Raw genomic sequence first — 21,392 nt, forward strand, 5'->3', positions numbered from 1 at the left:
CCCGCCATCTGCTGTAATAACAGTAAGCGGGGTGTGGCTCAGCCTGGTAGAGCGCTGCGTTCGGGACGCAGAGGCCGGAGGTTCGAATCCTCTCACCCCGACCAGTCCTTTTTCCTCACCGCGCCGGCCTGAACTGCTTGCACCTTGACCCACGCGTTGGCGTGTTGCCGGGAAGTATGATATTAATTGCATCATTAATATCCTGATCACTTCTCGCGCAAGGGCCTGACCGATGTCTTTCCTGATAGTTCTGGCCGCACTGGCCTTCCTGATGCTGGCCGCCTACCGCGGCTACAGCGTGATCCTGTTTGCGCCTGTGGCCGCGCTCGGCGCCGTGCTGCTGACCGATCCGTCCGCCGTGCCGGCCGTCTTCAGCGGTATCTTCATGGAAAAGATGGTGGGCTTCATCAAGCTGTATTTCCCCGTCTTTTTGCTCGGTGCCGTATTCGGCAAGCTGATTGAACTGTCCGGCTTTTCCCAGTCCATCGTCATGGCGGCCATCCGCTACATCGGCAGCGCGCGCGCGAATGCCGTCATCGTCGCCGTGTGCGCCGCACTCACTTATGGCGGCGTGTCGCTGTTCGTGGTGGTGTTTGCCGTGTATCCGTTCGCGGCCGAACTGTATCGCCAGAGCAATATCCCCAAGCGACTGATGCCGGGCGCCATCGCCCTGGGCGCGTTCTCGTTCACCATGGACACCTTACCTGGCACGCCGCAAATCCAGAACATCATCCCCACCACTTTTTTCAACACGACCGGCTGGGCCGCGCCGTGGCTGGGCACCATCGGCGCCGTGCTGACGGTGATCATGGGCCTGGCCTTCCTGGAATGGCGCCGCCGCTCCGTCATGGCGACGGGGGAAGGTTACGGAGTGGAAGCGGAACAGGCCAAGACCGATGGCGGCGACTTGCCCCATCCTTTGCTGTCGGTGGCGCCGCTGGTGCTGGTGGGCGTGGCCAACTTTGCGCTGACCAAGCTGATTCCGCACTGGTATGGCGCCAGCTACGTGCTCACCGCCGACGCCCTGCCGGGCTTGCATGCGCCCGTGTCCACCTCGATCGCTTCCGTGACCGGCATCTGGGCCGTGGAAGGCGCCTTGCTACTGGGAATTTTACTCGTGTGCGCGACGGCCTTCGGGCGCATCCGCGCCGCCTTTGCCGAAGGCACCAAGGCGGCCGTGGGCGGCGCCCTGCTGGCGGCCATGAATACGGCGTCCGAATACGGTTTCGGCGGCGTCATCGCCGCCCTGCCCGGTTTCCTTGCCGTCAGCAACACCTTGCGCAGCGTGCCCGATCCCCTCGTCAACGCGGCCGTGTCCGTGACGACCCTGGCCGGCATCACGGGCTCGGCCTCGGGCGGCATGAGCATCGCGCTGGCCGCCATGTCGGACAGTTTTATCCAGGCCGCGCAACAGGCCCATATTCCGCTCGAAGTCATGCACCGCGTGGTGGCGATGGCCAGCGGCGGCATGGATACCTTGCCGCACAATGGCGCCGTGATCACACTGCTGGCCGTCACGGGCCTCACGCACCGCCAGTCCTACCGCGATATCTTCGGCATCACCGTCATCAAGACGGTGGCAGTGTTCCTCGTCATTGCCATCTATTACATGACGGGGCTGGTCTGAATCAAGGCAGCGAGACGGACGATTTCGCCAACGCCGGCTTGAACAAGTGGCTGATGCCCATCGTCAGCAGCGGGCCGGCCAGCGCCAGGTAGGAGCTGTCCACGCCATACGGATTGCCTGCCAGGAACCAGCCGATGGTGGCGATCACGGAAACGATCACGCCGACGAAGGCGCCGCGCGGCGTGCCGAATTTCGGCGCGTAGAAGGCCATCAGCACCAGCACGGCCAGGGTGGCGCGCAGGGCCTTGCCGAGGAAGGCAATCATCAGCAGTTTTTCCGCATACAGCGCCAGCACCAGCGGCAGCAGGCCGGCCACGACGATGGCGATGCGCAGGAACATCAGCGATTTCGCATCGTTCTTCGCCTTGTTGTACCAGGGATCATAAAAGTCTTTCATCGCCAGCGTGGCCGATGCCAGGGTGGTGGCGGAAATGCCGCCGAACAAGGCGCCGGCCAGGCCGACGATCATGATGCTGGCGGAAAACGCGGGCATGTGCGCGATCAATGTCGGAAAGGCGTCGATCGACTTCATGCCCGGATACAGCACGGCACTGCACATGCCGATCAGGGCCGCCATCAGGCCGAACGGGATCATCAGCGAGGACACGTAATAGCAGGCGCGCTTGGCCACGGCCGGGTTGTCTGTGCTGACCAGGGCCTGGATCACGTACTGCGTGGCGAAGATGGAACCGATGCCGCCGATCATCCAGGCGACGATCTGGCCCCAGCCGATCTCGACCCAGTTGAACATCTTGGCCGGCAATTGCGCCTGCAGCGCGCCGATGCCGCCGGAGGCTTCCAGCGCATACGCCAGCGCCAGGATCACGCCCAGGTATTTGACGATGGAGTGGGCGAAATTCGTGTACACGACCGAGCGCATGCCGCCCAGGCTGACGTAGATCACGGTAATGGCGCCCACCAGCAAGATGGCCACCGTCTTGTTGATGTGCAGCACTGCCGCCAGCACGGCGCCGCCGCTCGCATACAGGGCCACGGCAACGATGCTCAGCGCGACGATGGTGAGGATGGACGCCGCATAACGCACGGGCTCGCCATACGTTTGCGCCAGGATGCCGGAAATCGTCGACTGCCCGCTTTCCTTGTATTTCTTGACCAGCACGATGGCCAGCAGCAAGAAGCCCAGCGACAGCGCCACCAGATTCCAGGCGGCGGAAATGCCCAGTTCATAACCCTTCTGGGCCGTGCCGATGCTGACGGAACTGCCGATGAATTCCGACAATAACAACGCGCCGATCAGGTAGGCGGGATAGTTGCGTCCGCCCGCCGTCATGCCCTCGGCGCTGTTGGCATGCTTGCGCACGCTATAGGTAATGTACGACATGAGGGCGAAATAGCCCACCGTGATCGCCGCGATGATGATCAATCTGTTTTCCATCCGTCTACTCCAAGTCTGCTTTTCTTATTATTATTTTTCAAGAAAGCTTCCCCTGCCGCATGCCGGATGAGCCGGTGGCGGTGCTCAGGGGAAAGTCAAATTCCTGCCATACCGATACGGTACAGCAAGCCTCACAACAAAAAGGTCCGCAGCTGCGCCGTAAACAAGTCCGCCGCCTCGACGTTCGAGATATGCGAGGCGGGCAGGCTTGCCAGGCGGGCGCCCGCGATCTGCCGCTGCAGCCAGCGGCCGTCGTCGAGGGTGGTCACGGGATCGTGCTCGCCCGCGATGATCAGGGTCGGCACGCTGATCGTGCCGACGCAGGCGTGCAAGTCCGCCTGGGCCAGCACGTCGCAGCAGGCCGCGTAACCGCCGGCATCCTGGCCGCGCAAGGTGGCTACCATGCGCGCCACCGTGTCCGGCTCGCGCGCGATAAACTGCGGCGTGAACCAGCGCGCGGCGGCACCATCGGCCACCGCGGCCATGCCATCGCGGCGCACCTGTTCCGCCCGCAGCTGCCAAGGCGCGGCGCCGCCGATGCGCGCCGCCGTATTCGCCAGCACGAGCTGCGTCAGGCGCCGCGGCTGGTGTATGCCCAGCCACTGGCCAATCAAGCCACCCATGGAAATGCCGCAGAAGGCGGCGCGCGCGATATCAAGGTGGTCGAGCAGCGCCACCACGTCCAGGCCCAGGCGCCCGATGCCGAACGGCGCGCCGGCGCTGGCGGACTGGCCATGGCCGCGCGTGTCGTAGCGCACGACAAAAAAGTCGCCGGCCAGCGCGGCCGCCTGCGCATCCCACATGGACAGGTCCGTGCCGAGGGAATTCGACAGGACCAGGCAGGGATTAGCGCGCTCGCCATCCGTGCGGTAATGCAGGCCGATACCGTCCACCTCGCACGTTTTCCCGGCAGTGTCGTTGCCTGTCTGCGTCATCGCCTGTCTCCTCAGGAATCGTCGCCGCGCACCGACGAAGGATGGCGGCACAGCGGCATCACGTCGATCTGCATGTAAGGGAACAGCGGCAGCGAGGTCAGCAAATTATGCAGCTCGTCCACGCTGTCCAGGTCGAAGACGCTGATGTTGGCGTACTGGCCGGCGATGCGCCACAGGTGGCGCCATTTGCCCTCGTGCTGCAGGCGCTGCGCCAGTTCCTTTTCCGTTTGCTTGAGCTGCGCCGCCTGCTCGGCGGGCATGTTCAACGGCAGGTTCACGTTCATGCGTACATGGAATAACATGGTTTCTCCTTATTGACGCTGCATCGCCTGCAGCTTGTCCATATCGATCTCGACGCCCAGGCCCGGGCCAGTCGGCACCTGCAGCATGAAGTCGCGGTACACGAGCGGCTCGCGCAAGACTTCCTGCGTCAGCAGCAAGGGGCCGAACAATTCCGTGCCCCAGGCCAGTTCGGCAAACGTGGAGCAGACATGGGCCGTGGCGGCCGTGCCGACGCCGCCTTCGAGCATGGTGCCCCCGTACAGGCCGACGCCGGCCAGGCGCGCCACGGTCGCCACTTCCAGCGCGGGCAGCAAGCCGCCCGACTGGGTGATTTTCACGGCAAACACGTCGGCCGCGTCGGCCTGGGCCAGCGCCAGCGCATCGGCGGGGCCGTGCAAGGCTTCATCGGCCATGATGGCCACGTCGAAGCGCTGTTTCAGGCGCGCCAGCGCGGCGCGGTTGCCCGCCTTCACCGGTTGCTCGATCAGGTCGATGCCGCCCGCTTCCAGCGCGGCGATGCCGCGCACGGCGTCCGTCTCGCTCCAGGCCTGGTTGACGTCGACCCGCACGCTGGCCCGCTCGCCCAGCGCCCGCTTGATTTCCAGCACGTGTGCCACGTCGTCCATCACGTCGCGCAGGCCGATCTTCAGCTTGAAGATGCGGTGTCGGCGCAGGTCCAGCATCTTTTCCCCTTCGGCGATATCGCGCGCCGTGTCGCCGCTGGCCAGCACCCAGGCCACGGGCAGCGCATCGCGCACGCGGCCGCCCAGCAATTCAGACAGCGGCACGTTCAGGCGGCGCGCCTGGGCGTCCAGCAGGGCCGTCTCGATCGCGCACTTGGCGAAGCGGTTGCCCTGGATGGCCTTGCGCACCCTGGCCATGGCCTTGGCCACTTCGCTCGCTTCCATGCCGACCAGCAGCGGCGCGATATAGGTATCGATATTCGTCTTGATGCTTTCCGGGCTTTCGCCGCCGTAGCCCAAGCCGCCGATGGTGGTCGCCTCGCCCCAGCCCGTGATGCCGTCGGCGCAGCGCAGCCGCACCAGCACCAGGGTCTGCGTATGCATGGTGGCGACGGACATCCGGTGCGGGCGAATGGTTGGCACATCGACCAGGTAGGTCTCGATATTTTGAATCATATTTATTCCGTATAATTCTGTGGAGTGGTGACACGATATTCCCCGAATGTCCCCACGTCCAACACCGAGTTGGTATCAAACCTATACCTGAAAGGTATGAAGATGGAATTACGGCACTTGCGCTACTTCGTTGCGGTCGCAGAGGAAAGGAACTTCACGCGGGCCGCCGCGCGCCTGCACATCGCGCAGCCGCCGCTGAGCCGGCAGATGCAGCAGCTGGAAGAAACGCTGGGCGTGGCGCTGATCGAAAAAGGCTCGCGGCCCTTGCGGCTGACGGAAGCGGGCGAGTTCTTCCTCGCCCACGCGCGGCCCTTGCTCGACCAGGTGCGCGACCTGCAGGCGATGACGCAGCGCGTGGGCAAGCTGGAACGCACCCTGTCGATCGGCTTCGTCGCCTCGACCCTGTATGGTGAATTGCCCGACATCGTGCACCGCTTTTGCGAGCGCCATCCCGAGGTCGACGTGACCCTGCATGAAATGACGACGGTGCAGCAGCTGAAGGCCCTGAAGGAAGGCCGCATCGACGTGGGTTTCGGACGCTTGAAAAGCGAGGACCCCAGCATCCGCCGCATCCTGCTGCGCGAGGAGCGGCTGGTGGTGGCCCTGCCGCCCGGCCACCGGCTGGCAAAAGGCGAAGGCGGATTGCGCCTGACGGAGCTGGTACACGAGACCCTGCTCGTGTATCCGAAAGCACCCCGCCCCAGCTTTGCCGACCAGGTGCTGGCCATGTTCAGCGAAGGCAATGTCACGCCCGGTCCCGTCACGGAAGTGCGGGAGCTGCAGATTTCCATGGGACTGGTGGCGGCCGGCCAGGGCATTTCCATCGTGCCGGAAAGCGTACAAGCCATGCATCACCGGAACGTCGTGTACCGCAAGCTGGACGACAAGCATGCGTTCTCGCCCATTTTATTCAGCATGCGGCATATGGACCGCTCGCCGGAACTGGAAAATCTCCTCGCCGCCGTGTATTCGATCTACGATGAACACGGCATCGCGCACGTCAAGGAAAGCCTGTCGCCCTCACGCTGACAGCGGCGCGTCGGCCAGCAATGCCGGGCGCAGCGCGCGGATGCGCAGCTCCGTGAAATAGCCGCCCGCCTCGTTATAGCGCAGGTAGTGGCGGCCGCAGTCCAGGCAGCGGGCCACCTGGCTCAGGTTCGCGGGATAATAGCGCGGCGCGATGGGCGCGTCGGCGCTGTCGTAGCGCGTGCCGTGCGGGTGGAATTCGGCAAACGTCGGTTCCTCGTACGGGTCTTCGCGCAGGGTGCCGATTTCTTCAAAGCGGTCCAGCTCCAGCGAGGTGGGAAGACGCTGCCAGGCATCGAGCGGGACGGCGCAGCAGCTGCATTTTTGCGTGACGCCTGCCGACGCGGCGGCCAGCGTGGACAGGGCGGGGAAGTCGATGAATATCATGTTCAGCCAAGGCAAAGGGGCGGCCCTTGGCAACGAGCCTGGCCGCACCCCTTATTCTAGCGCAGCCACATCCGGCCGACACGCGGCCCACATTTTGCCAGCCCCAGTTCCAGCAGCATCAGCATGCAGCCCGACACGAGCAGCAGCGGCATCAGGGCGCACATGCCGGCCGCCACCAGCCAGGCCAGCGCGGACGGCGAGGTCCAGGCGCCCGGCAGCAGCTTGGGCAAGCCCAGCGAGCCTGGCAAGCGGCGCTTGAAGAACATCAGCCAGCCCGATACCAGCGAGAACAGCACGCTGGCGCCGAACAGCAGCAGCAAGGCCTGGTTCCACCAGCCGAATTCGCCGCGGTGGAACGGGATGCCGATGGCGGTGGCCTTGCCGAACGCCGTCTGCGCGTCCCAGCCCGCATAGTACAAAGGCTTGCCGCTGTAGGCGTCGAATTGCAGGTCGAAGCGCAGGGTGGGCTGGCTGCGGTCGGCCATGGTGGCGCGCCACACATCGTCCTGGCTGGCCGGCGCCGTCAGCTGCACGGCGATGGCCGGCGCATGGCTGCGCGCCACTTGCCACGCATCCTGCCAGTCGAGCGGAGCACCCTCCTCGCGCGAATGCAGGCCCCGCGGCACGGGTGGCGGCGCCTGGCCGCTGACGTCGCGCAGCGTGCGGATACGCGCGCCCGCCTGCTGGCTCCACGTCAGGCCCGTCGTCAGGATCACGAAGCTGACGATGCCGAGCGCGACGCCGAGAAAAGCATGCCACTGGCGCCAGCCGTTGCGCCCCCGCGCCCCCCGCTTCGGCAAACCCGCTTGCGCGCCGCGCGGCCACCATAGCACCACGCCCGTCACCAGCATCACCATCAGCCAGCTGGCGGCCAGCTCGATCATCCAGCGCCAGCCATCGTTTTGCAGCAGGCGCGAATGCAGCTTCTTGGCCCAGTTGCCGAAACGTTCGCCGCTGGCCAGGCGGCCCAAGACGCGCGCATCGTAAGGGTTCACGTAGACGATGACGGCTTGCGCAGGCAGGCCGAATTTTGGTTTGACCGGCGCGGCATGTCCGCCATGGCCCGCATGTTCATCGGGCGCGCCGCCAGGCGGCGCGAACGCCACCTGCACCGCGTCGTCCTGCTGGAATGGCGGCACCACGTGCTGCACCGTCCAGCCACGCGGGGCCGCCCGCTCCGCTGCCGCCACGGCGGCGTCCAGCGGCAGCATGGACGCCTGCGGCGCCACATGGTCGAGGTGCTGGTACAGCCTTGCCTCGATCTGCGGCGTGAAGACGTACAAAATACCCGTCAGGGTGGCCAGCAAGGCAAACGGCGAGGCGATCAGCGCGGCCCAGAAGTGGATGCGCCAGTACAGGCTCTTGCGCCGTGCGACAAGAAAAGTTGCGTCGTCCAGGGCCATCCTCACAGTCCGCCATAGGTATAGGCGAGGCCCAGCATCACGCTGCGCGGCGCGCCGGGCGTGTACTGGTTCTGGCTGTTCGGCGCATAGCTGCCCGTGCCCGCATAGCTGCTGCTGGCCGAATCGGCATAGCGTTTATCGGCCAGGTTGCGCACCTGTGCCCACGCTTCCAGGCCGCGCGCGAGCTGATAGCTGGCGCGCAGGTTCAGCAGCGCGTGGCCGCCATACTCCACCGTGTTGGCATTGTTCATCCAGTAGCGGCCCTGGTGCACGGCTTCGAGTGCGATACGCGCGCCGGCCACGGGCTTGTAGCCGATCTCGAACGAGGTGATGTCGCGCGGCGCCTGCGGCATGGTCCGGCCGCTGTAATCGAGGGTACTGGAGACCTGATAGCGTAGGTAGCGGTGGCGCGCGATGGCCGTGGCGAAGCGCGCGTCGAAGGGGCCGCTGTCGTAGTTCAGGCCAAGCTCCAGCCCTTCGCTGCGCGTGCGTCCCGCATTGCGGTTTTCGCTGTTGCCCGGCGAGAGCGTGTAGCTGACGATGGTGTCGCGCCCGTCGAGCCGGTACAGGGCCGTGTCGAGTTTCAAGCGGCCCTGCAAAAAGGCCCAGCGCAGGCCCAGTTCATAGTTGTTGTAGACGGACGGCTGCAGGTCGGCGATGCCCGTCTTGCCATACAGCTGGCTCACTTCGGGCGGCGTGAAGCCCTGGCTGACGTTCGCATACGCGCTGCCCGCATGGCCGATGGCGTAGGTGGCGCCCAGCTTCGGGCTCGCGTGCGAAAAACTGCGCGACTCGTCGGGGGCGCCGTAATTGACGCTGCCGCCGGGCGCCAGATTGTTGCGGTAATCGTAGCGGATGGCGTCCGAGCGTCCGCCCAGCACCACGCGCGTGCCCGCCAGCGGAGAAAATTCCCACTGCGCGAAGACGGCCGTGTTCAAAATGTCCGTCTGGTAGTCGCGCACGCCCTGCGGATTGCTGGCATTGGCCAGCGTGTATCGCAGATAGCGGCCCGTGGCCGCGTCGCGCACGATGGAGAGATTGTCGCTGACGAAGGGATTGTCGCTCCTGTCCACGTACACGCCGGCGACCAGGCGCGAACGCAGCCACGCGAATTCCTGCTGGTGTTTCACGTCCAGCCCCAGCGAATCGACGTGGTTGTTGTTGATGACACCCTTGCACAGCAGCCCCGCGCAGCTGCCGATGGAATAGGCGGGAAGCTGCCCATGGTCGTTCTTGCGCGTAAACACGGTGATGGTGCTCGTGCCATTGGCCGTCGTCGCGCCCTCCCACGCCAGGTTCATGCGCGTGGTCTTGTCCTTGCGGTAGGTGAAGGTATTGAGGCTCTTGCCGGGGGCATGGCGGTAATCGTCCTCGAACAGGCTGCCCGTCATGGCCGCATCGAGATCCGTGTGGACGATGGTGGCGCGCAGCTGCGAGGCAGGACCGAGCGCATAGTCGGCGCGCAGCGAGAACGAATCCTTGTCGCCATAGCTGTACTCTTGCCAGTTGTCGCGCGAGCGGCGCGAGCTGTAATGGGAAAAACGCAGTCCCAGCGGCCCCCAGGTATCGCTGGCGGACGTATCGTAGCGGGTGAATCCGCCCACGTTGTCGCGCCGCACGCCCACCTTGGCCGTCGGCGTGGCGCTGGCGCCGGCCGTGAGGAAATTCACGGCGCCGCCGACGGCATTGCTGCCGTACAGCGACGAGGCGGCGCCCTTTACCACTTCCACGCCGCTGGCGCCCGCCATGTTCATCTCGTTGAGCGAGTTGTGGTTGAAGACGCCCAGCGGGCGGATGGGTATGCCGTCTTCCAGGTACTGGTAGACGGCATTCGTGCCGATGGGCTGGCGGATGCTCATGCTGTGCTGCTCGTTGCCCAGGTCGTTCCAGTACACGCCGGCGATGCGGTTGAGGATATCGCCCATGGTCCTGGGCTTGTCGCGTTCCAGGGTCTTGGCGTTGACGACACCGATGGCCTGCGGCGTCTCGGACAGCCACGATTGCGCGCGCGAGCCGGAAACGACGACGGTGTCGATGGCGTGATCGGATTGCGCCCGCGCGCAGGGGTAAGCCACGGTGCCGGCCAAGGCCAGCACCAATAATGTCTTGTTCATGTGATTCTCGTTTAAGTGTGCGGATGCGGCGCGTCACACCGCAAGGTGGACAGCGCCAGCATTGAAAATGCAAAAACTTAAATGAGACCGGGCGGCGCGCGCGACTGCGCGGTGGACCAGATGAACAGCGGGGATGGGGACTGGTAGTACAGGGCCGGGAAGATGGCCGTGCCGCTGGCCACTAGCAGCGGCAGCACGGGACTGGCCGGCGGCAGGCCAACGGAACCCGCATGCGTGGAACAGAAGGCGCAATGCTCCATCTGCATGGCCTTGCCGCCGGATTTGCCATCGGCGGCGCCGTCATCGGCTGGATCAAGCTGCACAAAACGGATGCCGGCCACCGAGCAGATTTCCGCCCAGCCGGAGCCGGACTCCTGCTTGGCGCTGGCGACGGCCTGGGAAATCGATGGCGCGAGCGCCGCCAGCAGGATCGCGAAACAGGCGATCCAGGCGGCAAAGCGGCGCGTGAACAAGGTCATTCCCATGGCCGCATTTTACCAGCGGCCGCCGGGACTGGGTAGCGGAAAGCGGCTCAGGCGGCCGGACAGGCGGCGCTGCCGTTGTCAAAAGCGCGCACGACGCTGGCCGCATCGGCGGCGATGCGGTTCACGGCGCGGCGGTGACCGAGCACCAGTTCATCGTAGCCGGCGCCCACCTTTTCATTGGCTATCGTGCGGCAAGTGACCACCTTGCCGCTGGCCAGCTGGCGCACGCTCCACACGGCATCGATCAGCGCATACTGGCCCATCACGGACTCGAAACGCTGCACATTGGTGCTGATGCGGTACACGGGCAGATTGTCCGGATGCGGCGTGCGGAACACATCGATGGCGCCCAGGTCGTTCGTCACGGCCGTCGACAGCGCCTGGCCGATCTCGCCGGCCAGCGGCCCCGCCCAGCGCTGCTGCTCCAGCAATTCGATTCGGCCCGACGGCGCCGTCACGACGAACTGGTTGCGGCTCACCTGCTGCGGCACGCTGACGGCCAGCACCTCGACATAGTATTTCACGGGCTTGACCGGCTGCGCGTCGGCGCCGCCGCTGAGCGTATAGAAATGCTCGGGCTGGGGCGTGGAGCAGGCACCCAGCAGGCTGGCCGCCAGCAGCGCGGCAAACATCGGCTTCATCATTTTTTTTCATCTCCTTTTTTACCGCGGATCAGGGACTCGGGGTGGCGTTCCAGGTAATCCGACAGGGCATTGAGCGATTGCAGGGTTTGCGTCAGCTGCTGCAAGGCCTGGCGCACGTCCGACTGCAGCGGCGAGTCCTTCTGCAGCACCTGTTCGGCCGTGCCGAAGGTCTGCTTCGCCGCCGTCAGGGTGTCGCGCATTTCCGGCACCACCTGGCCGTCGAGCTGCTTGAACAGCACATTGGCCTGCTTGATCGTGGCGTTGAGGTTATTGCCGATCTCCGCATACGGTACCTGATCGAGCTTGCGGGCGATGCTGGCGATCTGCGTCTGCAATTCATCGAGGGTGTTCGGCACGGTCGGCACTTCCAGCGGATACCTGTTCGGATCGAGCGCCACCTTCGGCGCTTTCGGGAAGAAGTCCAGCGCAATGTACAGCTGGCTGGTCAGCAGGTTGCCCGTGCGTAGCTGGGCGCGCAAGCCGCGGCTGACCATGCGTTCGAGCAGCTGGTGGCCGGCCGAGCCTTCCTCATCGTCGACGGCCGCCTTGAAGCGCATGCCCAGGCGGGCCGGGTACAGATTGACGGTGACGGGCATGCGGAAGTTCTTCTTCACGGGGTCGAACTCGATGCCGACCGAGCGCACCTCGCCCAGCACGATGCCGCGGAAATCCACCGTGGCGCCGGGCTGCAAGCCGCGCAGGGACTGGTCGAAATAGAATACGGTGGTGATGGCCTCGCCATCGGGCTCGCGCATGGCGCTCGCCTCGTCGGCCGCCAGGCGGTAATTGGTGCCGGCCGGCGCCGGTTCGACGGGCTTGCGGCCGTTTTCCGCCTCGAAGGCGATGCCGCCCACCAGCATGGCGGCCAGCGATTGCGTATTCAATTTGAAGCCGTTGGAATCGAGGCGCACGTCGACGCCGCTGGCATGCCACCAGCGCGCATCCTTGCCGACGAACTGGTCGTACGGCGCATTCACGAAGACCGACATGGTGATGCCGTTGCCATCCTTGTCCAGCGCGAAGCTGACCACCTTGCCCACCCTCAGGCGGTGGAAGAACAGGGGCGAGCCCACGTCGACGGAGCCGAGGCTGTCCGCATGCAGCGTGTACAGCTTGCCCTTCTGGTCCCCTGCCACGGCGGGCGGACTCTCCATGCCGATGAAGTTCTCCTTCTTCTGTTCCGACTTGCCCGTGTCGACGCCGATGTAGGCGCCCGACAGCAAGGTGCCCAGGCCCGTCACACCGCTGGCGCCGATCTGCGGGCGCACCACCCAGAAGCGCGAATCGGCGGTGGCGAAGCGGCGCGCTTCCTTGCTCATGTCGATCGTCACGAGTACCTTGCTCAAGTCGTCGCCCAGGGTGATGGCGCGCACCTGGCCGATGTCGACATCCTTGTACTTGACCTTGGTCTTGCCCGGCTCCAGGCCTTCGGCGCTCTTGAAACTGACCGTCACCGTGGGTCCCTGGTCGAGGATGGACTTGGCGGCCAGGCCGGCGCCGATCAGCGCTGCCAGCAGCGGAATGAGCCACACCAGCGACGGCAGCCAGCGGCTGCCCTGTTCCACATCGGGTTCCGGCAACGGGGGGACGCCCTGGCCGCCCGTTTCGGCAAGACCGCCCGCTTCTTTGTCAGACATGCTGTTCTCCAATCACTGTATTGTTTCCGGTATTTGCCACCACCACGGGTTCTTCCTCGCCAGGCACCTGCCCGTCGACGGGATCCCAGATCAGGCGCGGGTCGAACTGCATCGCCGCCAGCATGGTCAGCACCACCACGGCGCCAAAGGCCAGCGCGCCCGGTCCCGCCGTGATCACGGCCAGCGACTTGAAGCGCACCAGCGCCACCGTCAGGGTGACGACAAAGATGTCGAGCATGGACCAGCGGCCGATGAATTCGACCATGCGGTACAAAATGGTGCGCTGGCGCGGCCGCCAGCGCGAACGCCGCTGCGCCGTGAACGCCAGCAGCGCCAGCACGCCCAGCTTGAGCATCGGCACGACCACGCTGGCGATGAAAATGATGATGGCCAGGCCCTTCGAGCCGCTGGTCCAGAACAGCACCACGCCGCTCATGATGGTGTCGTCCTGCGCGCCGAACAGCGATTGCGTGACCATCACGGGCAGCAGGTTGGCGGGAATGTAGAGGATCATGGCGGCGATCAGCAAGGCCCAGGTGCGGTTGATGCTGTCCGGTTTGCGCACGTGCAGGGCCGTGCCGCAGCGCACGCACGCCAGATGCCTGCCCTTGCCCAAGGGCGGCGCCACCAGGCCGCAGGCATGGCAGGGCACCACCTTTTCACCGGGCGCGAAGGCCTTGTAACGGATGCCGGGCAGCGCTTGCCGGGTCAGGTCGTCGCCCAGGTTCCACAGGGCCTTCGGGTCGAACGAGACGACGATGGCCAGCAGCACGGTGAGCGCGCCAAATGCGAACAGGCCAGGTTGCGGCAGCACCGTGGCCAGGCTGGTCATCTTGACGACGGTGATCAGGATGCCGATCATCAGCACCTCCGTCATGCCCCACTCGCGCGCCGTCTGCACGGCGCGCAGCACGCGGTTGAATCCCGGCACCTTGACGCCGCCGCGCAAGCCCAGCGCCACATACAGCAGCGAACCGAGTTCGATGGCGGGAAAGAGGATGGTAAACAGGAAGACCATCGTGGCCACGATGTGCATCTGCTCGTACCACAGCACGCGGATGGAACCGAGCAAGGTGGCGCTGGAAGTGAGGCCATTGACGTCGAGTTCGACGATGGGGAAAAACTGGGCGATCAGGAAGACAAAGGCGGCGCCCAGGGTGAGCGCCACCACCTTGCTCAATTCGGCCGATGCGCCGCGCGCGTGGGCGCCCCGGTACAGCACCGAGCGGCAACGGATGCAGCGCGCCTTTTCGCGGGGACGCAGCGGACGTTTGCGGTACAGCACGCCGCAGTCATGACAGCTAATCAGGTCGTATCGGTGCACAGTGTGAAGTTTGCCGGCGCGGGGAAGCGCGACTATCCCATGTCAATGCCAGCCATCATGACAGAATTGGCATCTTCCTGCACTACAGCACTATTCATTTGCACTCCTCCGTAGCAGCGCCTCCACGGCGCGGCCGATTTGCAGCACCGTATCGTCGGCGCCGGCCAGGCCGCAGATGCCCAGGCCCACGGGCAGCTCGCCGTCGGCATGACAAGGCAGCGACAGCGCGCAGCCGTCGAGGAAGTTGATCACGCTGGCATTGCGCAGCACCAGGCCGTTCGTGGCAAAAAAAGTGGCGTCGTCCGCTTCCAGCGGCGCGAGCTGCGGCGCAAGGATAGCCACGCTGGGCATCAGCCAGGCGTCGAACGGCGCCAGACGCTGCCCGGCGACGGCGATCAGGCGCGCACGCGCGTCGAGCAAGTCGATGTAGTCAAACGCGCCCTGCTGCTGGCCGCGGCGGATGCGCGCCGCCACGCGCTGGTCGTACTGCGCGCCCTTCTCTTCCAGTAACGCCCTGTGCCAGTGCCAGGCTTCCGCCGCCACCAGGCCACCGCCGCCATTGATTGTTGGCAGTTCCAGCAATTCGGGAAAATCGAACCGTTCCACCAGGGCGCCGGCTTGCCGCAGTTTGTCCAGCGCGGCATCGAACGCCCGCTGCACCTGCGGCGCCACGTGCGTACCGACATAGTCAAGGGTAAAGCCGAAGCGCAAGCCTTTCAGTGCCCGCGCCTGCGCGCGGATGTCTTGGCCCGACAGCGCTGCGTACAAAATGGCGCAGCAATCGACGCTGTGCGCGATGGGGCCGGCCGAATCGAGGGAGCGCGACAGGGGCACGGTGCCGGCCAGCGACACGGAAGCGGCCGTCGGCTTGAAGCCCGTCAGGCCGCAAAAGGCGGAGGGAATGCGGATCGAGCCGCCCGTATCCGTGCCCAGCGCGCCGGCCGCCATGTCCAGCGCCACCGTCAAGGCGCCGCCCGATGTCGAGCCGCCCGCGACCCGTTCGCGGTCCAGCGGATTGCGCGGCGTGCCATAGTGGGGATTCAAGCCCAGGCCGGAAAACGCGAATTCGCTCATGTTGGTGCGCCCCAGCAGGACGGCGCCGGCCGCGCGCAGGCGCGCCACGGCAAGCGCATCGGCCACGGCGGGCGGCGCGCCGGCCAGCGCCAGCGAGGCGGCGCTGCTGACCTGTCCCTTGACGTCGAACAGGTCCTTGATCGAAATGGGCACGCCGGCCAGGGGCGAGGCAATGATGCCGGCGACGCGCGCCGCGTCGCTGGCGCGGGCTTCCATCAGCGCCTGTTCGCCATCAAGACTGACATAGGCATGGCCGCCCTGCGCCCGGTGCGCCTCGGCGCGCGCCAGCATCTGCTCCGTCAGTGCCACGCTGGTGATGCGGCCGGCGGCCAGGTCGGCCGCCAGTTCCCTTATCATCTTCTTGCCAGTCAAATCCATGCTGCCTCCCCGATTTCCCAGGCATGCATCTTACCGGATGCCAGCGGCATGGTCGCGGTCCAGTCAGGCGGCCAGGAAGTCGAGCAGGGTCAGGGCGACGATCTTGCTGGCCTTGCGCAAATCATCGAGCGCCAGGCGTTCGTCGGCCTTCTTCGCGTTCGATTCGGGCACCGTGCGCGGGCCGGCGCCATACAGCACGGCGGGGATGCCCCGCTCGCCATACAGGCGCGCATCCGCATACAGGGGGGTGCCGACGGCGGGAATCATTTCGCCAAGGATGGCTTGCGCATTCTTTTGCAGGCTGCCGACCAGCTGCCCGGAACCGGGCAAGGGCCGCAGCGCATGCGACAGCAGCAGGCGGCGGATCTCGATGCGGATGCCGGGCTCGCCCCGCACGGCGTCCTCGATCAGGGCGCGCACCTGCGCTTCCACCACCACCGGATCTTCCTCCGGAATCATGCGGCGGTCCATCTTCATGACGACCTTGCCCGGCACCACATTCGTATTCGTGCCGCCGTCGATGCGGCCCACCAGCATGGTGGGCGAGTCGATGCCGGCCACTTTCGATTTGATCTTTTTCAGCTCCGGCAGCTGGCCATAGATGGCGTTGAGGATCTTGTTGGCCGCCTGCAGCGCATCGTGGCCCGTTTCCGGCATGGAGCCGTGGCCCGACTTGCCGTGCACGGTGATTTCCAGCTGCAGGCAGGCGTTGTGCGCCGTGACGATGCCGTAGCTGAAACCGGCCGCGATGACGAAATCGGGCTTCGTCAATTGCTGTTCCAGCAGCCAGCCCGGCCCCAGCAAGCCGCCGAATTCCTCGTCGTAGGTAAAATGCAGTTCCAGCTGTCCCTTCAATGGAATGCCCAGCGCTTCGAGCGCGCGCGCGGCAAACACATAGGTGGCGAAATCGCCTTTTGACACGGCCGTCGCGCGGCCGTAGATATAGCCGCCGTCGATCTGGCCGCCATATGGCGGATACGTCCAGTTGTCGCCGGGCGGCACCACGTCGCCATGCGCATTCAGGGCCACCGTCGGCCCGCCTGCCGCATACGGGCGGCGCACGATCAGGTTGGTGATGCTCTGCATGCCGTAGGCTGCCACCTGATCGGCAGGCACGGCGTGCTTTTCGGCGTTCCAGCCATACGCCTGCAGCAGCTGCGCCACCAGCTCCGCATGCGGCGCGTTATTGCCGGGCGGCGTATCCGTCGGCTGCTGCACCACCTGCTGTAAAAAGGCGATCTCCTCGTCGAAGTGCTCGTCGATCCAGGCCGTGATTTTTTCCGCGTGCGTCGTCATTTTGCTCCTTGCATGGTCTGTTGCAGCCAGGCGCCCAATTCGCTGCGCTCGGCCTCCGTCATATTGGTCAGGTTCCCGATCGGCATGGCTTTGAGCTCGATGGCCTGCTTGTAGATTTGCGCCGCGTGCTGGCGAATCTCCGTTTCATTATCCAGCATCATGCCGGCCGGCGCCGTGGCGAAACCCGGCTGCGTGGGCTGCGCCGAATGGCAGGTGGCGCAGCGCTGGGCGATGATGGCATGCACGGCCACGAACTGGGCGGCGGGGTCCGCCACGGGCGCGCTGGCCACGGGCGCCTTCGGCGCGATGGCCACGGCCACGCCCACCAGCAAGGCCACGCCGAGGGCCGGGTAGCGCCACTCGACGCGGCCCTTGTGGCGCAGGTTGAAGAAGTGGCGGATGAAGACGCCGGCCGCCATGATCAGCGCCAGCACCAGCCACGCGTGGTCGTTGCGGTAGGTCATCGCGTAGTGGTTGCTGATCATGATGAACAGCACGGGTAACGTAAAATAATTGTTATGCACGCTGCGCTGCTTGGCCTTCATGCCATGTTTTGGATCGGGCAGCTTGCCGGCAGCCATGGCCTCGACCATCTTGCGCTGGCCGGGAATGATCAGCATTAGCACATTGGCCACCATGATGGTGCCGATCATGGCGCCCACGTGGATGTAGGCGGCGCGCCCGCTGAGCAAATGCGTGAGCACGTACGCGGCGCTGACGATCAGCGCGAACACCGTCACGCCGAACCACAGTTCATATTGCGCCAGCTTCGAGCGGCACAGCAGGTCGTACACGGTCCAGCCGATGACCAGGGTGGCGATGCCGATGCCGACGGCCTGGCCGCTGGAGATATCGGCCACGGCCTTGTCGATCATCATGGCCTGCGCATTGAAGTAATACGCGATGGTGAGCAGCGCAAAACCGGACAGCCAGGTGGAATACGCTTCCCACTTGAACCAGTGCAGCTCCTTCGGCAGTTCCGCGGGCGCCACCAGGTATTTTTGCGGGTTGTAGAAGCCGCCGCCATGCACGGCCCACAATTCTCCCGACACGCCCTTCTTCGCCAGCTCGGAGCCGGACGCGGGCGGACGTATTGAATTGTCGAGCCAGACGAAATAAAAGGAAGCACCGATCCAGGCGATGCCCGTGATGACGTGCAGCCAGCGGACGATCAGGTTCAGCCACTCCAGGCCGTACGGAATCAGGTAGGCAAATACTTCCATAAATTTCCTCTAGTCAGACCGAACCCATATTCGTGCCAATCTACACAAGATAAACGGATTTACCGCCCATCACATGAAAAATATCGTATATTTGACATATTCAAATCGATATACAACAGAGGCGCCGCCACATGTCCAGCCTGCCGCAACACCTCGACCTGCACCTGATCCGCATCCTCTACCTGCTGCTGGTGGAAAAGAATGTCTCGCGCGTGGCGCTCAAGCTCAATCAGCCGCAGCCCTCGATTTCCGCCTCCCTGCGCAAGCTGCGCGAACTGACGGGCGACCCACTGCTCGTGCGCGGCGCGCGCGGCATGGTGCCGACCCAGCATGGCGAAAGCCTGCTCAATCCGGCCAAGCGCATCCTCGACCAGACGGAAAGCCTGTTCGTCAAGAAGACGCCGTTCGTGGCGCAGGAAGAGGCGCGCACCTTCCATATCGCCGCGCCCGACTACCTGGACAGCCAGTTCCTGCCCAACGTCGTGGCCCTGCTGCGCCGCGGTTCGCCGAAAAGTCGCGTCGTGCTGCACAGCCTGGGGCCGGGCATCGACCATATCCGCCAGCTCTCCGACGGTGGCCTGGACCTGGTGATCGCCAACTGGGACGAGCCGCCCGCCCACCTGCACATCTCGAAGCTGTTCGAAGACCCCATCATCTGCGCCATGCATGCGGAAAACGCCTATGCGCGCCGCACCGCCAGCGACGCCATGACGCTCGACGATTATCTGAGCCTGCCCCACGTGGCGCCGTCGCAGATGATGCCCGGCTACCACGGCGTGATCGATTCCTTCCTCGAACGGCAAAACCTGCAGCGCAACGTGGTGGTGGAGTCGGCGTATTTCGGCCTGATCCCCTACATGCTGACGCAGACGGACCTGGTGCTCACCACGGGCCGGCAATTCATGCGCTTCTATGAAAAGACCCTGCCGCTGAAAACATATACCGTGCCTTTGAAATTCCCGCCCATGCGCTTTTACCAGCTGTGGCACCAGCGCGTGCACCAGGCGCCCGAACACAAATGGCTGCGCGACCAGGTCAGCGCGGCCGCCAAGGCGCTGGTGCAGCGATAGCCGCTATCAGCACGCGCATATAATGGAGGCAGGAACGGGGCGCTATCATCACCGCTTGCATGATCGGAAAACCATGACCACCCTTTCAGACCTGAACGCCGGCAGCCAGGCCGATTTTATCGCCCACCTGCACGGCATCTACGAACACTCGCCCTGGATCGCCCAGCGCGCGGCCGCCGCCCGGCCGTTTGCCAGCCTGACGGCACTCAAGACGGAGCTGCAGCGCGTGCTGGCGCAAGCCTCGCCAGAAGAACAACTGGGACTGATACGCGCCCACCCGGAACTGGCCGGCAAGGCCGCCATCGCCGGGCAGCTGACGGCAGAATCGACGCGCGAACAGGCCAAGTCCGGCCTGAACCTGTGCAGCCCTGAGGAATTTGCCACCCTGCAGCGCCTCAACAGCGAATACAACGCCAAGTTCGGCTTTCCCTTCATCCTGGCCGTGAAGGGCCCGACGGGCCAAGGCTTGACGCGCCAGGACATCATCGCCACGTTTGCGCGCCGCCTGAAGAACCGGCGCGCCGATGAACTGGCCGAATCGCTGCGGCAGATCAAGCGCATCGCCGAGCTGCGCCTGAACGACCTGTTCGACGTGCGCCTGGACTTCGGCCCCGCCATCATGCAGCAGGCGGAAACCCTGGCCGGCTGGAGCGACAGCGATTACAACCTGACCTGCGCCTACCTGACGCCGGCGCACCGCAAGACGGCCGCGCAGCTGGCCGACTGGATGCGGGACGCGGGCATGCAGGTGCACATCGACGCCGTCGGCAATGTCGTCGGGCGCTATCTGTCCGACGCGCCCGGCGCGAAGACCCTGATGACGGGATCGCACTACGACACGGTGCGCAACGGCGGCAAGTACGACGGCCGGCTGGGCATCGTGCTGCCGATCGCCGTCGTGCGCCATCTGCACGAACGGGGCGAAAAGCTGCCGTTTCATTTCGAGGTCGTCGGCTTCGCCGAAGAGGAAGGCGTGCGCTTCAAGAGCACGTTTTTGGGCAGCACGGCCGTCACGGGAAAATTCGACGTGTCGCTGCTGGAGCAGCTGGATGCGGACGGCGTGAGCATGCGCGACGCGCTGGCCGCCGCCGGCCACGAGGCGAGCGCCATCGGCGCCATCGCGCGCGATCCGGCCAGCCTGCTCGGCTATGTGGAGGTGCACATCGAGCAGGGACCCGTGCTGCTCGAGCGCGACCTGCCGCTGGGGATCGTCACGGCGATCGCCGGCAGCTCGCGCTACCTGGTCAGCCTGGGCGGCGTGGCCAGCCACGCGGGCACCACGCCCATGACCATGCGCAAGGACGCGGCCAGCGCGGCCGCCGAAATCATCCTGCTGGTGGAACAGCGCTGCAGCCACGGCGAAGCGCTGGTGGGCACCGTGGGCCAGCTGCAGGTGCCCAACGGCTCCGTCAACGTGATCGCCGGCGCCTGCACCCTGTCGCTCGATATCCGCGCGGCCAGCGATAGCGTGCGCCAGGCTGCCGTCGACGATATTTTGGATGGCATCGCCGCCATCTGCGCGCGGCGCCAGATCGACTACCAGCTGGAACTGCTGTTGTCGGCGCGCGCGGCGCCATGCGCGCCATGGCTGATGGCACAGCTGGCGCAAGCCGTGGAATCCGTCGGCATCGCACCGTATGCGCTGCTGTCGGGCGCCGGCCACGACGCCATGGCCATGGCCGCCATCACCGACGTGGCCATGCTGTTTACCCGCTGCGGCAATGGCGGCATCAGCCACAACCCGCTGGAAACCATGACGGCCGACGACGCCGACATCGCGGCGCGCGCGCTGCTGGCGTTTTTGCGCCACTTCCAGCCCAAGCCTTGAACTAAAGCTCCTACTCGTAACACCCAACTCTTCAGGAAGATGCGACTAGTATCCCTAGCGGTCAATTTAGCTAAATCCACAAAAATAACGCAGAAATTACACAGAGAACACACAGAGACCTCCT

At 65.1% G+C, this 21,392-nt stretch carries 18 protein-coding genes and 1 tRNA gene; 5 read left to right on the forward strand and 14 right to left on the reverse strand.

Annotated elements, in window-relative coordinates:
- Positions 1 to 27 precede the first annotated feature (27 nt).
- Positions 28 to 104 (forward strand) — tRNA-Pro (locus tag AC0V2Y_RS12595).
- Positions 105 to 232: 128 nt separating this feature from the next.
- Positions 233 to 1,627, forward strand: coding sequence for a GntP family permease (locus AC0V2Y_RS12600; protein WP_475414410.1), 1,395 nt, complete (start codon positions 233 to 235; stop codon positions 1,625 to 1,627).
- Between the two features lies 1 nt (position 1,628).
- Here AC0V2Y_RS12600 and AC0V2Y_RS12605 read toward each other — a convergent pair whose 3' ends face one another.
- The 4 genes from AC0V2Y_RS12605 to AC0V2Y_RS12620 all read right to left on the reverse strand — a co-directional run bounded on the left by AC0V2Y_RS12605 (position 1,629) and on the right by AC0V2Y_RS12620 (position 5,379).
- The gene (locus AC0V2Y_RS12605) at positions 1,629 to 3,023 is read right to left on the reverse strand and encodes a sodium:solute symporter family protein (RefSeq protein ID WP_475414411.1); all 1,395 of its coding nucleotides are present in this window, start codon (positions 3,021 to 3,023) and stop codon (positions 1,629 to 1,631) included.
- Between the two features lie 131 nt (positions 3,024 to 3,154).
- Positions 3,155 to 3,958, reverse strand: a complete 804-nt coding sequence (gene pcaD, locus AC0V2Y_RS12610) for a 3-oxoadipate enol-lactonase (protein ID WP_475414412.1) — start codon at positions 3,956 to 3,958, stop codon at positions 3,155 to 3,157.
- An 11-nt stretch (positions 3,959 to 3,969) separates the two neighbouring features.
- Positions 3,970 to 4,260: a muconolactone Delta-isomerase gene (catC, locus tag AC0V2Y_RS12615; RefSeq protein WP_475414413.1), complete on the reverse strand. Its 291-nt coding sequence runs from the start codon at positions 4,258 to 4,260 to the stop codon at positions 3,970 to 3,972.
- 9 nt (positions 4,261 to 4,269) lie between these two features.
- Entirely contained in the window at positions 4,270 to 5,379 is a 1,110-nt protein-coding gene (locus AC0V2Y_RS12620; RefSeq protein WP_475414414.1) for a muconate/chloromuconate family cycloisomerase, read from the reverse strand.
- Positions 5,380 to 5,481: 102 nt separating this feature from the next.
- Here AC0V2Y_RS12620 and AC0V2Y_RS12625 point away from each other — a divergent pair, with 102 nt between their 5' ends.
- The gene (locus tag AC0V2Y_RS12625) at positions 5,482 to 6,408 is read left to right on the forward strand and encodes a LysR family transcriptional regulator (RefSeq protein WP_475414415.1); all 927 of its coding nucleotides are present in this window, start codon (positions 5,482 to 5,484) and stop codon (positions 6,406 to 6,408) included.
- On the opposite strand, the gene AC0V2Y_RS12630 is transcribed toward AC0V2Y_RS12625, so the two are convergent.
- From AC0V2Y_RS12630 to AC0V2Y_RS12675, 10 genes are all read right to left on the reverse strand, one after another.
- Entirely contained in the window at positions 6,400 to 6,792 is a 393-nt protein-coding gene (locus AC0V2Y_RS12630; RefSeq protein WP_475414416.1) for a hypothetical protein, read from the reverse strand. The two genes, AC0V2Y_RS12625 and AC0V2Y_RS12630, sit on opposite strands and share 9 nt — an antisense overlap.
- Positions 6,793 to 6,848: 56 nt before the next feature.
- The gene (locus AC0V2Y_RS12635) at positions 6,849 to 8,195 is read right to left on the reverse strand and encodes a PepSY-associated TM helix domain-containing protein (protein ID WP_475414417.1); all 1,347 of its coding nucleotides are present in this window, start codon (positions 8,193 to 8,195) and stop codon (positions 6,849 to 6,851) included.
- Positions 8,196 to 8,197: 2 nt separating this feature from the next.
- A complete protein-coding gene (locus AC0V2Y_RS12640; protein WP_475414418.1) occupies positions 8,198 to 10,309 on the reverse strand; it encodes a TonB-dependent receptor family protein in 2,112 nt (703 codons plus the stop codon).
- 77 nt (positions 10,310 to 10,386) lie between these two features.
- Positions 10,387 to 10,794 carry a DUF2946 family protein gene (locus tag AC0V2Y_RS12645; protein WP_474294926.1) on the reverse strand — a complete coding sequence of 136 codons (408 nt, stop codon included), beginning with the start codon at positions 10,792 to 10,794 and terminating at the stop codon, positions 10,387 to 10,389.
- A 47-nt stretch (positions 10,795 to 10,841) separates the two neighbouring features.
- The gene (locus tag AC0V2Y_RS12650) at positions 10,842 to 11,438 is read right to left on the reverse strand and encodes a PqiC family protein (protein ID WP_475414419.1); all 597 of its coding nucleotides are present in this window, start codon (positions 11,436 to 11,438) and stop codon (positions 10,842 to 10,844) included.
- Entirely contained in the window at positions 11,435 to 13,075 is a 1,641-nt protein-coding gene (locus AC0V2Y_RS12655) for a PqiB family protein (protein WP_475414420.1), read from the reverse strand. The genes AC0V2Y_RS12650 and AC0V2Y_RS12655 overlap by 4 nt, the downstream gene beginning before the upstream one ends.
- A complete protein-coding gene (locus AC0V2Y_RS12660) occupies positions 13,068 to 14,360 on the reverse strand; it encodes a paraquat-inducible protein A (RefSeq protein ID WP_475414421.1) in 1,293 nt (430 codons plus the stop codon). The genes AC0V2Y_RS12655 and AC0V2Y_RS12660 overlap by 8 nt, the downstream gene beginning before the upstream one ends.
- Before the next feature lie 129 nt (positions 14,361 to 14,489).
- Complete coding sequence (locus AC0V2Y_RS12665) at positions 14,490 to 15,851, reverse strand: amidase (protein ID WP_475414422.1); 1,362 nt, start codon at positions 15,849 to 15,851, stop codon at positions 14,490 to 14,492.
- Between the two features lie 63 nt (positions 15,852 to 15,914).
- Positions 15,915 to 17,147, reverse strand: coding sequence for a M20/M25/M40 family metallo-hydrolase (locus AC0V2Y_RS12670; protein WP_475414423.1), 1,233 nt, complete (start codon positions 17,145 to 17,147; stop codon positions 15,915 to 15,917).
- Positions 17,144 to 18,370, reverse strand: a complete 1,227-nt coding sequence (locus AC0V2Y_RS12675) for a urate hydroxylase PuuD (protein ID WP_475414424.1) — start codon at positions 18,368 to 18,370, stop codon at positions 17,144 to 17,146. The genes AC0V2Y_RS12670 and AC0V2Y_RS12675 overlap by 4 nt, the downstream gene beginning before the upstream one ends.
- A gap of 131 nt (positions 18,371 to 18,501) precedes the next feature.
- Here AC0V2Y_RS12675 and AC0V2Y_RS12680 point away from each other — a divergent pair, with 131 nt between their 5' ends.
- Positions 18,502 to 19,440 carry a LysR family transcriptional regulator gene (locus tag AC0V2Y_RS12680; RefSeq protein WP_034754583.1) on the forward strand — a complete coding sequence of 313 codons (939 nt, stop codon included), beginning with the start codon at positions 18,502 to 18,504 and terminating at the stop codon, positions 19,438 to 19,440.
- 73 nt (positions 19,441 to 19,513) lie between these two features.
- The gene (locus tag AC0V2Y_RS12685; RefSeq protein ID WP_475414425.1) at positions 19,514 to 21,268 is read left to right on the forward strand and encodes an allantoate amidohydrolase; all 1,755 of its coding nucleotides are present in this window, start codon (positions 19,514 to 19,516) and stop codon (positions 21,266 to 21,268) included.
- Positions 21,269 to 21,392: the final 124 nt, after the last annotated feature.

It is taken from the genome of Janthinobacterium sp. BHSEK (genome assembly GCF_056174685.1).